The following is an 11,894-nucleotide window of genomic DNA, read 5'->3' on the forward strand; positions in this document are numbered from 1 at the left end:
CCCGCTGCCGGCGTGCGCCGAATTACACACGGACCGCAACACTGTAGCTAGCGCGTCTGACCTCGACGTACCCTGCCCGGCTCAGGAACGCGGCTTACGGCGCTCCGGCCGCTTGCCGCTCTCGCGCTCCCGGCGCTGGCCGCGGCTGAACGTGCGATGCTGCGGCGCACCCTGATCCAGTTGCAGCTGAATGAGCACGCCACTGATTCGTGTGCGCCGCAACGCTTCCAGCGTTTCCTCCGGCAGCTGCGCAGGCAGTTCCACCAGGCTGTGGTCGGGGCGGATGCTGATGTGCCCGAAGTCGCTGCGGCGCAGGCCGCCTTCGTTGGCGATGGCGCCGACGATGGCGCCGGGCACCACGCGATGCCGCTTGCCCACGCTGATCCGGTAGGTCGCCAGCTCGGTTCCGGTGGCACGGTGGTGCGAGCCGCTCTGCCGGTCCTCGTCGAAGCGGCGAGCGGGACGCTCGCGCGGAGTCCGGTCGCGTTGCGGGCGCTCCGCCGGCTCCGGCTCGGGCTCCATGAAGAAGTTGTCGCCGTCATAGGAGCCCACCGCCAGCGCCGCGGCGATGTCGGCCAGCGGGATGTTGTGCTCGCGCTCGTAGTCCTCGATCAGCTTGCGGAACAGCGGGAGATTCGACGAGGTGAGGTTCTCGGTGATGGTGTCGCCGAATTTGGCGACGCGCTGGGCGTTGACGTCCTCCACGCTCGGCAGCTGCATCTCGGTGAGCGGGTGGCGGGTGGCCCGCTCGATCGCCTTGAGCAGATGCCGCTCGCGCGGCGCGACGAACAGCAGCGCCTCGCCGCTGCGCCCGGCCCGGCCGGTGCGGCCGATACGGTGCACATAGGACTCGGTGTCGTGCGGGATGTCGTAGTTGACCACGTGCGAGATGCGGTCCACGTCCAGCCCGCGCGCGGCCACGTCGGTGGCGACCAGGATGTCCAGCGCGCCGGACTTCAGCTGGCCGATGGTGCGCTCGCGCTGGTTCTGCGCGATGTCGCCGTTGATCGCGGCGGCGGAAAAGCCTCTGGCGCGCAGCTTCTCGGCGAGCTCCTCGGTGGCCTGCTTGGTGCGGACGAAGATGATCATCGCCTCGAACGACTCGACCTCGAGCACCCGGGTGAGCGCGTCCAGCTTGCGCTGGTGCGACACCAGCACCCAGCGCTGGGTGATGTTGGTGGCCGTCGAGGTCTTCGCCTTGACCGTGATCTCCACCGGATCGTGCAGGTACTGCTTGGAGATCTTGCGGATCGCGGCGGGCATGGTCGCGGAGAACAGCGCCACCTGCTTGTCGGAGGGCGTGTCGGCGAGGATGCGCTCGACGTCCTCCTGGAAGCCCATCTTCAGCATCTCGTCGGCCTCGTCGAGCACCAGGTACTGCAGCTGCGACAGGTCGAGCGTGCCCTTCTCCAGGTGATCGATCACCCGGCCCGGCGTGCCGACCACGACGTGCGCGCCGCGGCGCAACCCCGACAGCTGCACGCCGTAGCTCTGCCCGCCGTAGATGGGCAGCACGTGCAGGCCGGGAATGTGCGCGGCGTAGCGGCCGAACGCCTCGGCGACCTGGATCGCGAGCTCACGGGTCGGCGCGAGCACGAGGGCGCGGGGGCTGCGACCGGTGGCCTCGAGCCCCATCAAGATCGGGATGGCGAACGCGGCGGTCTTGCCGGTGCCGGTCTGCGCGAGACCGACGACATCGGCGCCGGAGAGCAACGGGGGAATCGTCGCGGCCTGGATCGGCGACGGCGATTCGTAACCGACATCGGCGATGGCCGCCAGAATGCGGTCATCGATACCCAGATCGGCGAAGGACGGGCCGTCAATGTCCCTGTCGTCGTCGCCAGGAACGCTGTCAACCTGATTGGTGCTCATTGAGCAGGAGTTTACTGCCTCCTGCTGGTCGTCCCGGCCACCGCCCCAATACGGTGAGACCTATGCAACTGGACAACTCGCCCGCGCATCGGGATGCGACGCCGGATCAGCTGGACGTGGCGGTCGTCCAGTTCGCCCCTTCGACCGCCCCCGCGGAGAACCTCGCGGCGGTGCGCGAACATGTGCGCACGGCGTACGAACGGGGCGCGCGCGTGGTCGTCGCACCGGAATACTCGATGTTTGCCGTGACCCGGCTCGATGAGCGGGTCGTCGCCGTCGCCGAGCCGCTGACCGGCCCGTTCGTCACCGGCCTCGGCGCGATCGCCCGCGAGTTCGGCGTGTTCCTGGTCGCCGGAACGGTGGAACAGGTCGCGCCAGGCGGCGACCGCATTCGCAACACTCTCGTCGTGCTCGGGCCCGACGGCTCCCTCGTCACCAGGTACCGGAAGGTGCACCTCTACGACGCCTTCGGCCACCTCGAATCCGATGTGGTCGAGCCGGGCGCGATCGAGGCGCCCGCCACCTTCACCGTCGGCGATATCACATTCGGCATGCAGACCTGTTTCGATCTGCGCTTCCCGGAGGGCGTGCGCCGGGTCGCCGCGGCGGGCGCGCAGGCGCTGCTGCTGCCTGCCCAGTGGATCCCGGGACCGGGCAAGGTCGACCAGTGGACCACGCTGGTGCGGGCGCGGGCGATCGAGAACACCGTCTACGTCGCGGCCGCCGACCAGGCCGCTCCCCGGGGCGCGGGTGCGTCCATGATCGTGGACCCGGCCGGCGCGGTGCTCGCCGAACTCGGCGACGAACCGGGCGTCTTGACCGCCGGAATCGACCTGGCGTACCTGAGCAAGGTGCGCACGGCGAACCCGAGTCTTGCCTTGCGTCGATTCGCGATCACCGAGCGTGGACCGGAGTAGCGTTCGGAATCGATGGTCTACACCGATCGGACCTCGGCCGGTCACGCGCTGGGTGCGCATCTGGAACACCTACGCGCGTCGGACCCGTTGGTGCTCGGGCTGCCGCGCGGTGGAGTTCCGGTGGCCGCCGCGGTGCGCGAGGTGATCGGCGGTGACCTCGACATCCTGCTGGTCCGCAAGCTGGGTGTGCCGTGGCAGCCCGAGCTGGCGCTGGGCGCCATCGGGGAGGACGGGGTCCGGGTGCTCAATCAGGATGTCCTGGCGCACACCGGGATAACGCCCAAAAAGGTCGACTCGATCGAGGCGCGGGAGCGGGCCGAGCTGGAGCGGCGCAGGCAGGTGCTGCGCGGTGCGTCGCGGCCGATTCCGCTGACGGGGCGCACGGTGGTGATCGTCGACGACGGTATGGCGACCGGCGCCACGGTCGTGGCCGCCTGCCGGGTCGCGCGCCTGCACCGGCCCGAGCGCGTCGTCGCCGCCGTCCCCGTCTCCTCGACCGAGGCGATGCGCCGGGTCACCGACGAGGCCGACGAGGCGGTCTGCCCGTGGGTGCCGCGCTCGCTCGGCGGCGTCGGCGGCGCGTACCGCGATTTCCACCAGCTCGAGGACGCGGAGGTCACCGCGCTGCTGTGCTGATCAGACCTCGGTGATGCCCTTGCGGTGGCGCTGCGCGAGATCCGCGTAGAAAGCCGGGTTGAGCCGCACCCACATCTGCGCCTGGGTGCCTTCGATCGGCCGTTTCACCTCGGCGGGGGAACCGGCGGCGAGCACGCCGTCGGGGATCTCCGCCCCCGGTGGCACCAGCGAGTGGGCGGCGATCATGCTGCCCGCCCCGATCTTGGCCAGGTCCAGCACCGTGGTCCCGTTGCCGACGATGGCCTCGGCGCCGACCGCGGCGCCGTGGAACACCACGCTGTGCGCGATCGTCGCGCCGGGCCCGATCTCCATCGGCACGTCCGGCGGCACGTGCAGCACCGCGTTGTCCTGGATGTTGGCGCGTTCCCGGATGACGATCGGCGCCAGGTCCGCGCGCAGCACCGCGCCGTACCAGATCGAGGCGCCCGCCTCGACCCGGACGTCGCCGATCAGGGTCGCCGTCGGCGCGACGAACGCGGTCGGGTCGACCTGCGGGCGTTTGCCTTCGAATTCGTAGAGTGGTACTCGTACACCGTAAATGGTCCCGTCGCGGGTAGGCGAGACGCTCAGCGCCCGGCGTAGGCCGTCGAGGTGCGCGCGGCCGCGGCGACGAGCGGTCGCAGCTGGGCGGCCAAACGCTCGGCGGTCACCGCGACGACGTCGACGTCCGTGCCGGTGCGCACCGCGTATCGGCCGTCGGCGACCACGTCGATCCAGCACAGCACGCCGAACGGGCGCGGTTCGCCCATGCCGCGGCGCGCGGAGACGACCATCTGGCCGATGCCTTCGCGCGGCTGCCGGAGCAGCTTGCGGATCCGGGACGGAATAGACGGACCCGCGACCGGAACGGTGACCAGGTTGCGGCTGTCCTCGCCGACCTGGGACAGGGGAGCGGTCAGGCGCGGCAGCATGCCGGGATTGTTCTCCGGGAGCATCGAGACGATCCGCGGGCACAGGGTTTTCGAGCTGCCCGCGAACAATCGCACGTCGCCGCCGCGATCGGGCGTCGCACCGGGGCGCTGCGCGGCGACCACCGCGATGTTCCCGGCGGCGGCGCCGAGGATGCGGATCGGCCGCGCCTCGGATTCCCGTCCGGTGTCGATCGCCGGTGGGCGTGGTCCACTGTGCTCGCGCGACAGCGGTTCGGGCGCCGCGTCACGTTGACCGAACACCTCGACGCGCAGGTCCGGCTGGGCGAGGATGCGTAGCGCCGCTTCCAGATCCGCGTCCAGCACCTGATCGCACCAGCGATCGAGCGCAGGAAGCTGCGCGGTGCGTTCCGCGGTGTCGCGCGCCGAAAGGCGCACGGCGAGTGGATAGGGAATGCGATCCCCATCGGTGCGTGACCAGGCCAGCGCGAACTGATCCGGGGTCAGCGTCCAGTTCACTCGTACTCGGTCCATTCGCCGAGCACAGGCGGGGTGGTCGGATCGAGCGACCCGATGAGTTCGCCGCCGTCGTCGGAGGGCTCGAGGAACGTGGGGAGATCATCGAGGTCGAACTCGTCGTCCTCGTCATCGATCGGCGCCAAGCGTGCGCTCGCGGCGTTCGCGGCCACGCTCGAACCGCCGCGCGGGGTGTCGACGGCGGCCACCGCACCACCCATCAGGCCACCCATCGCTCCGGCGCCGAGACCGGTGACCGCCGCGTCGGAGCTGTCGTCGTGCCTTCGCCGCTCGTCGCGCTTGCGCTGCTCTTCGGACGGAACCTGGCTGCCGACGCCGGGCACGGCGGGCAGCGTCGTCGGCTCGCTCGTCGCCGATGCGGGTGCGGTCGCCGGGCCCGGCGACCCGGTGGCGGGCGGAATGCGGAGGACGGCGGCGGCCGCAACCGTCGAGAGCGCCGCCGTGGCGGCGGGTGCGACTCGCGGCGCGGCCGGGGCCGGTGTCTCGTCCGCGACCGCGGTTCCGGGCGTCGGCACGGCGGCAGTGGCGGCGGACGTAGCGGGCGTCTCGGCGGCGGGTGTCGAATCAGTGGACGTCGCCGAGACGCTCTGCTCCACCGTGTGGATCGGCTTCGGCGCGTGCGTCCCGAGCGAAGTGGGCTGCGCGTCGGGTGCGTCCTGGGTTGTCCCGACGATCTTGCTCGTCGGCGTGGCGGTGGGAGCCGGGGCGGCAGCTTGATCCGATTCGTCGGGGAACGCGGGCACGTCGGTGCCGGTGCGCACGAAAACCCCTGCGTAGATGTCGTTCATCGCGCGCACGACGTCCTGGCGGGCGTGCTCGCTCGCCTTCTGCCCCTCGACATTGCTGGTCGCTCGGGACGGATCGAGCAGTGCCGCCCCCAGATCCGGTGCGCCGGTGGACGGCTCGGTCACCGCGGCGCGCAGCGCCTCCGCCGCGTCGCTCGCCTGTCCGAGGCGCTGCGAGACGACCGCGAACACGTCGGCCAGGTCTTGGCCGCTCTGTTCGAATACGCGCACCACCGCGTCCGCGCTCTTGGCGGCGGAGCCGCGCCAGCCATCGGCGATGGCCGCGCGAATCTCGGTGTGCGCCTGGAAGACCGCGTCGGCCAGGTGCGCCGCCGCGTCGCTCCACGCCTGCCGGCCGCCCGCGAGCACGGCCGGGTTCAGCAACTGGACCTTGGCGTGGATCTCGTCGTGGGTGAGGTTGTCGAACACCTCGACGTTCGGCGCGTAGGCGGGATCGGTGCGCCGGTGGGTGGCCCGCTCACCGGCGCGCGGCATCTCACGCATGCGCGGCTCCCGTCACGTCGATCCGTTCGACCGCCTGCGCGAGCGCCTCGTCGGCCTGCTGGTAGACGGCGGCCGCGGCGCGGAAGGTCTGGGCGAGTTCTCGTGCGGCGGACGCGTATTCGTTCAGTCGCGTGATCGCGCTGTCGGCTTTGCGCTCGAAACCGGCGCGCAGCGCGTCGCCGGAGGCGAATCCGCCGAAGCCGGGCAACGCCGTGGCGGCGCTCAGGATGCGGATCTGCTCGTCGACCCGATCGGCGAGCAGCTCGTACTGGCGCGCGCACCGTTCGTGCGCGCCGTCGGCGACCACGAGGCCGTCGATCCACAGCGAGCCGTCGTCGACCGCTCGGTTCAGCGCGGCGATGTCGACGCCGGGTGCGGTGATTTCCGCGAGCGGCTCTCCGCCGAACCCGTTCTCTTGCGATGGCATCTGCGCCGTCCCCCTTCCTCGTCCGAAGTGCGATTACGGATGTCGTGCCAACCCCACGACGACACCCTGCATCCAATCCGCGATGTCGGCAGTGACCCGCGCGTGCACCGGCTCGTGCAGCAGGTCGTGCCCGGCGTCGATGTACTCCCGTAAATCTACCGATTCGTGGCGGCTAGTCCAGACCCTGATCGCATCGATCGGCGCGCGCCGGTCGTCCACGCCGTGCACCGCGAGCACCGGAAGACGCTGCGGCAGGGGCGTTCCCGGCGCGCCCGGCGCACCGCCGCCCAGCGCGCGTTTCGGGACGCCCGACAGCACCAGGCCCGCCAGCGCGTCCGAGGGCAGGGCGGGCCGCAGTGGATAGTTCCGGTCCAGCACCGTCGAACTCGTTGCGGCATCGGCCGACTCCGGCACGGCGGCCCCGAGCATGCCCAGCGCGGTCACCGCGCCGAGCGAGTGGCCCATCAGGATCAGCGGCCGGTCGCCACGAGCCAGCTCGACCAGCCGCACCGCGTCCGCCACCAGCTCGGCGAGCGTGCCCGGCCGTTCCGGATCGCCCTCGCTCAACCCGTGCCCGGCGGTGTCCAGCGCCCATACCTCACCGGCGGGGCGCAGACCGCGCGCGAAGCGGTGGTAGTGGCCGCTGTGCTGGCCGATTCCGGGCAGCAGGACCACGGTGTATCGCGGGTGTTCGATCGGCCACCGCCGATAGTGCATCCGGCCGCGCGCGCCGTCGAAGAATGGCATCCACCGATAGTGCCAAAGATCGTGTCGCGGGTGGGACCGCACGATTCCGCTCCGGAAACGGTTAAGATCCGCGGCGACTCATACCTACCGGAGCCCGAGGTGCCCGCGTTGCGAACTCTCCGCCGTCGAGGCGCCTTCCTCTTGTCCGCCGTGGCGCTGGCCTGCACCGGAGTGCTCGCGCCGGGCGCAGGCGCCGCGCCGTCCATCGCCGCCTGCGACCCCGCGGTGGCGGTCACGGCCGTCGCGGCGCGAGTGCCGGTGCTCGACTGGGCGGAGAACCTTGGCTACGACGCGCAGGGCAACCTGTGGGTATCGCGGCTCTACCGCAACGAGGTGCAGCGTTACGACCCCGCTGGCAACCTCACCGCGACTGTTCCGGTGGAGTTCCCCGGCGCGGTGCGGCTCGGTCCCGACGGCCTGCTGTACGTGGTCTACGGTGACGCGCCGGTCAGCGTCGTCCGTCCCGGCGGCGTGCTCCGATTCGATCCGGCGGCGGCCGTGCCGAAGCCGGAGGTCTTCGTCTCCGGCTTCACGATGCCCAACGGCGCGGCGTTCGACCCGAGCGGCAACCTGTACGTCGCGACCCTCTCCGGCGTGATCAAGGTCCGTCCCGACGCCTCCCTCGACACCGAGTGGGCGGCGCCGCTGGCCGGACTGGCCGCCAACGGCGCGATCGTGCACGACGGCGTGCTCTACGTGACCGCCAACGGCGGCCCGCTCGGCCGGATCGTTCGCGTCCCGCTCGACGCGCCCGCGTCCCGCAGCACCGTCGCCGACCTGTCCGCACAACTGGCCGGTCTCCCGGATTTCGCCGACGATCTTCTGGCCGATCCGAGCGGCATCCTCTACGTCACCACCCTCACCGGCCAATTGATCCGCGTCGATCCGACCACCGGCGTCACCTGCGCCGTGCTCAACGGCCAGCCGCTCACCGCGGTCGCCGCCGTCCCCGGCCGTCCGGACGAATTGACGGCGAGCACGGAATCCGGCGCTCTCCTCCGCATTCAGCTCTCTCGCTGAGGTCGAGCCGCCGTCGTCGGGATTCACAGCTTCGGCGCTGTCCCGGTTCGTCGGCACGCAAAGGGGAGTGAAGCGGCGTCCATCTCCACGTCGATCGGCGGCACCGTGTCGGTGCGCCAGGCGATCCGGCCGCGCGGGCATCCCGCCGCAGGGCCAGGAGGACCGCGTGTCCACGAGCCGGCACCGAACGCGCGGTCCACACACTGCGGCGAGGTCAAATATTCTGTCCAGCAGGATTTTTGGTTCGCCTTGCTTGTGCGATTGGCCGGTGATGCTGTCCTCGGGAAGCGGGAACCGGCACGCTCAGGTAGCAGGGCCGTGCCGCGGGTTGATCGCGCGCTCGGCTCGGTCGGCGATGGCCCGCAGATGGGCGATGAGTTCCGAAGGCTCGTGGACGTCGAAGTCCGCCCCTAGCGCGAGCAGCCGGTGAGCCAACCATTCCGGCGCGTCGTCGCGCCGGGCATCGATCCGGCAGGTGTCCGGGTCTATCGCGACGACATCGCCGGGGCTTTCACCCAGCCGCCCCTTGACCCGGTCGGCGGAGGTGTGGATGGTCACTCGGACCCGGAAGGACGGTGTGCCCCAGTCGGTGCGGCGGCCCGCGACGTAGGCGGCGGCATCGGTGCCGGGTAGCGGACGCGGCGTGAAGCGGGCGGCGGTGGGCTGCGGACGGTCGATCCGGTCGACGCGGTAGACCCGCCAGCCGGCCCGATCGAGGTCGTAGCCGACCAGATACCAGCGCCGCCGGGCGGGCACGAGGCCGACCGGCTCGGTGTTGCGCCTGGTCTCGGCGCCCGCCTCGTCGCGGTACGCGAAACGCACCCGCTCCCGGTTGGTCACGGTCGCCGCGAGCGTGGCGAGCACCTCGGGGTCGGCCGTGGGCCCGTCGGCGGTGGGCGGGGTAAGCGCGACGGCGAGTACCCGCACCCTGCGTCGCAACTTCGCGGGCAGTACCTGCTCCACCTTGGCCAGCGCCCGGACCGACGCCTCCTCGATCCCGGCCACCGCGGACCCGGCGGCGGCCCGCAATCCGACCGCGATGGCGACGGCCTCGTCGTCCTCGACCAGCAGCGGCGGCATCGCCGTGCCGGCCGCGAGGCGGTATCCGCCCGCAGCACCGAGCGTCGCGGTCACCGGATAGCCGAGTTCGCGCAGCCGATCGATGTCGCGGCGCACCGTGCGGTCGGTGACACCGAGGCGTTCGGCCAATTCGCTGCCCGGCCATTCTCGTGGCGTCTGGAGCAGCGACAGCAGGCGAAGCAGTCGGGCGGGAGTGTCGTTCACGAATCAGATGATGCCGGAAATCTAGGACCTGATCGGTCCTAGATGCTGCTTAACGTCATCGCTGTACCGCAGCACCGACCGCCGAGGAGGCGTACCGATGACCACCGCCATTCGCCCGTTCCGCATCGAGATTCCGCAGTCCGACCTGGACGACCTGCACGACCGGCTCGCTCGCACCCGTTGGGCCGCCCAGCTGCCGGGGGCGGGCTGGGAGCGCGGCGTGCCGGTCGACTATCTGCGCGAGCTGGCCGAGTACTGGCGGATCGGATTCGACTGGCGGGCACAGGAAGCGGCGCTGAACGAGTTCCCGCAGTTCAAGACGCGCATCGAGGGGCTCGACGTGCACTTCCTGCATGTGCGTTCACCGGAACCGGACGCGACGCCGCTGATCCTCACCCATGGCTGGCCGAACTCGTTCGCCGAATTCGCGGGGACCATCGGCCCGCTCGCCGATCCGCGTGCGCACGGACTCGACCTCGCGCAGGCCTTCCACGTCGTGGTGCCCTCGGTGCCGGGCTTCGGCTTCTCCGACGGGCCGCGCGAGCCAGGCATGACACCGGCGAAAGTGGCCGGTATGTGGCTGACCCTGCTGGATCGGCTCGGCTACCGGCGCTTCGGCGCACAGGGTGGCGATCTCGGCGCCTACGTCGCGCCGGAACTCGCCATCGCCGCGCCGGACCGGGTGATCGGCGTGCACCTCGACGGCGGGATCGGCATGCCCACCGAAGCGGACGTGCCCACCATGACGCCGGACGAACGTGCCGAGTGGGAGCTCATGCAGCAGTGGATGACCGGCGGCGTGGACCACCACGTCCTGCTGCGCCCCGCCCCACAGACCTTCGCCCACGCGTGGACCGATTCACCGGTGGGCCTGCTCGCCTGGCTGATGCAGAAGTTCACCGAGTTCGCCCCGCTCGCCGACCGGGTGGAGGACGTGATCAGCCGCGATCAGCTGCTGACCAACGTCAGCCTGTACTGGTTCACCGGCACCGCGGCCTCGTCGTCCTGGCCGATGTACAACGGCCTCGGCGACGGCGGGTTCACCTGGCCGAAGGGACAGAAAGCGGTGCCGACCGGCACGTATGGCGGCGGCTCCGCGCTGATGCGGCGGCTCGCCGAGCGCGACAACACCATCGTGCACTGGCCGGAGGGCAACACGGGCAACCACTTCATCGCGATGGAACGGCCGGACGCGCACGTCGCCGACATCCGCGCGTTCTTCGCCGCCGTCCGATAGGGAGAGGCACCTGCCCGGCGCCCGGTCTGTTCGGCGATGCGTGGAGCAGCCGGTGGCCGGTTGCTCCACGGTGGCGGGAGTCCATGCGGCGCATCGGGCCATCCCGGCCGTTCGATTACCGACGCGACGGCGCGGTCGCGTCGAGCGGCCGGGCCTCGGACGGTCGGGGCCGGGCACGACGGTCGGCCGACGTCTCGACGAAACGTTTCTACGGGGTGGGTTCGCCGCCGGAGCCGCTCGGCGCGGGCTGAGCGGGGGCGGGGTTGGGCGCAGGAGCCGCGGGCGGTGGAGGCGGGTTGTCCGGCACCGTGAAGAGTCCCACGGTGGGAGTCATCACACAGTGGGCGAACGGGTAGTCGATGATGCCCCACATCGAAGCGAGCACCGTGCCGGGTCCACTGCGGACCGTCTTGGACAGCGTGGGCTGGCGGTACTCGGTCACGTCGTCGAGCGGGTCGATGCCGCTGGCGCCGGTGTTCACGTTCACCCAGGCCACCACGAGCCCGGACGCCAGGGGAGCGCCGGGGTGCGAAGGAGTCGCGCTGAACCGCAGCTCGCCGGGCTCCACGTTCAGGTCACGGCCGTTGCCGGTCCCCTCGGTCGTCGCGGCGGCGATGATCGTGGTGATCGGGCCGTTGCTGCCGCAGCCGAAGGTGGGCGCGGCGTAGGAGAACGGGGTGAACACGCTGGAGACCTCGCGCAGGTGCGCGGCGTCGATCAAGCCCGCGTAGCGCGTGAGCGCGGCGATGCCCTCCTGTGCGGACGGGTCGGCCCCCGCGATGTCGGTCAGATGGGCCAGGCCGGTGTCCACCGGCGCCTGGGTCCGCTCGGCGGTGGCGGGCGCGGAGAAGGTGAGAACCGCGCCGATGCCGAGGGATGCCGCGGCGGCCGCGGCGCGTGCGATGGTCCTGCCGTTCACTCGTTCTCCTCGATACCGAACCCTGTGGGCCCCCGGCCCACCTGCAGCAACGTACCAGCTCGCGACGGTCGCCGTCCCGGGGAGCGGTGCGGAATCCGACGTCGCGAACGGCGAGTGTGTCCCGCACCTGTGATCCAGTC

12 protein-coding genes are annotated in these 11,894 nt (G+C 71.2%); 4 read left to right on the plus strand and 8 right to left on the minus strand.

The features are described 5' to 3' along the window. Positions 1–81: 81 nt before the first annotated feature. Positions 82–1,872 (minus strand): DEAD/DEAH box helicase, encoded by a 1,791-nt coding sequence (locus ACWEO7_RS08420; protein ID WP_450021147.1) that lies wholly within the window; start codon positions 1,870–1,872, stop codon positions 82–84. Between the two features lie 62 nt (positions 1,873–1,934). Between ACWEO7_RS08420 and ACWEO7_RS08425 the strand changes: the two genes are divergently transcribed. Both ACWEO7_RS08425 and ACWEO7_RS08430 read left to right on the plus strand, forming a co-directional pair. After that, the gene (locus ACWEO7_RS08425; protein WP_452421903.1) at positions 1,935–2,789 is read left to right on the plus strand and encodes a carbon-nitrogen hydrolase family protein; all 855 of its coding nucleotides are present in this window, start codon (positions 1,935–1,937) and stop codon (positions 2,787–2,789) included. A gap of 12 nt (positions 2,790–2,801) precedes the next feature. Further along, a complete protein-coding gene (locus ACWEO7_RS08430; RefSeq protein ID WP_450021151.1) occupies positions 2,802–3,425 on the plus strand; it encodes a phosphoribosyltransferase in 624 nt (207 codons plus the stop codon). Here ACWEO7_RS08430 and ACWEO7_RS08435 read toward each other — a convergent pair whose 3' ends face one another. The 5 genes from ACWEO7_RS08435 to ACWEO7_RS08455 are packed head-to-tail and all read right to left on the minus strand — an operon-like array spanning position 3,426 to position 7,294. Then, positions 3,426–3,965: a gamma carbonic anhydrase family protein gene (locus tag ACWEO7_RS08435; RefSeq protein ID WP_452422052.1), complete on the minus strand. Its 540-nt coding sequence runs from the start codon at positions 3,963–3,965 to the stop codon at positions 3,426–3,428. Positions 3,966–3,991: 26 nt separating this feature from the next. Further along, positions 3,992–4,828, minus strand: a complete 837-nt coding sequence (locus ACWEO7_RS08440) for an ESX secretion-associated protein EspG (RefSeq protein ID WP_452421905.1) — start codon at positions 4,826–4,828, stop codon at positions 3,992–3,994. Continuing rightward, positions 4,810–6,120, minus strand: coding sequence for a WXG100 family type VII secretion target (locus ACWEO7_RS08445; RefSeq protein ID WP_452421907.1), 1,311 nt, complete (start codon positions 6,118–6,120; stop codon positions 4,810–4,812). The genes ACWEO7_RS08440 and ACWEO7_RS08445 overlap by 19 nt, the downstream gene beginning before the upstream one ends. Then, a complete protein-coding gene (locus ACWEO7_RS08450) occupies positions 6,113–6,547 on the minus strand; it encodes a hypothetical protein (RefSeq protein WP_452421909.1) in 435 nt (144 codons plus the stop codon). Before ACWEO7_RS08450 ends, ACWEO7_RS08445 begins: the two co-directional genes overlap by 8 nt. A 33-nt stretch (positions 6,548–6,580) precedes the next feature. Then, the gene (locus tag ACWEO7_RS08455) at positions 6,581–7,294 is read right to left on the minus strand and encodes an alpha/beta hydrolase (RefSeq protein WP_450025674.1); all 714 of its coding nucleotides are present in this window, start codon (positions 7,292–7,294) and stop codon (positions 6,581–6,583) included. Positions 7,295–7,402: 108 nt separating this feature from the next. On the opposite strand from ACWEO7_RS08455, the gene ACWEO7_RS08460 reads away from it, so the two are divergent. Continuing rightward, positions 7,403–8,314, plus strand: coding sequence for an SMP-30/gluconolactonase/LRE family protein (locus ACWEO7_RS08460; RefSeq protein ID WP_452421911.1), 912 nt, complete (start codon positions 7,403–7,405; stop codon positions 8,312–8,314). Between the two features lie 303 nt (positions 8,315–8,617). Here the strand turns inward: ACWEO7_RS08460 and ACWEO7_RS08465 are convergent, their stop codons facing one another. Then, positions 8,618–9,598, minus strand: a complete 981-nt coding sequence (locus ACWEO7_RS08465) for a helix-turn-helix transcriptional regulator (protein ID WP_452421913.1) — start codon at positions 9,596–9,598, stop codon at positions 8,618–8,620. Positions 9,599–9,695: 97 nt separating this feature from the next. Here ACWEO7_RS08465 and ACWEO7_RS08470 point away from each other — a divergent pair, with 97 nt between their 5' ends. Continuing rightward, entirely contained in the window at positions 9,696–10,835 is a 1,140-nt protein-coding gene (locus ACWEO7_RS08470; protein WP_452421915.1) for an epoxide hydrolase family protein, read from the plus strand. A 208-nt stretch (positions 10,836–11,043) separates the two neighbouring features. Here ACWEO7_RS08470 and ACWEO7_RS08475 read toward each other — a convergent pair whose 3' ends face one another. Beyond that, positions 11,044–11,754 (minus strand): hypothetical protein, encoded by a 711-nt coding sequence (locus tag ACWEO7_RS08475; RefSeq protein ID WP_452421917.1) that lies wholly within the window; start codon positions 11,752–11,754, stop codon positions 11,044–11,046. Between the last annotated feature and the right edge of the window lie 140 nt (positions 11,755–11,894).

The organism is Nocardia sp. NPDC004260 (assembly GCF_053603155.1).

Excerpts from the sequence above, each read along its gene's own strand:
- ACWEO7_RS08420 (WP_450021147.1), bottom strand. The coding sequence starts at position 1,872 with ATGAGCACCAATCAGGTTGACAGCGTTCCTGGCGACGACGACAGGGAC.
- ACWEO7_RS08425 (WP_452421903.1), top strand. The coding sequence starts at position 1,935 with ATGCAACTGGACAACTCGCCCGCGCATCGGGATGCGACGCCGGATCAG.
- ACWEO7_RS08430 (WP_450021151.1), top strand. The coding sequence starts at position 2,802 with ATGGTCTACACCGATCGGACCTCGGCCGGTCACGCGCTGGGTGCGCAT.
- ACWEO7_RS08440 (WP_452421905.1), bottom strand. The coding sequence starts at position 4,828 with ATGGACCGAGTACGAGTGAACTGGACGCTGACCCCGGATCAGTTCGCG.
- ACWEO7_RS08445 (WP_452421907.1), bottom strand. The coding sequence starts at position 6,120 with ATGCGTGAGATGCCGCGCGCCGGTGAGCGGGCCACCCACCGGCGCACC.
- ACWEO7_RS08450 (WP_452421909.1), bottom strand. The coding sequence starts at position 6,547 with ATGCCATCGCAAGAGAACGGGTTCGGCGGAGAGCCGCTCGCGGAAATC.
- ACWEO7_RS08455 (WP_450025674.1), bottom strand. The coding sequence starts at position 7,294 with ATGCCATTCTTCGACGGCGCGCGCGGCCGGATGCACTATCGGCGGTGG.
- ACWEO7_RS08470 (WP_452421915.1), top strand. The coding sequence starts at position 9,696 with ATGACCACCGCCATTCGCCCGTTCCGCATCGAGATTCCGCAGTCCGAC.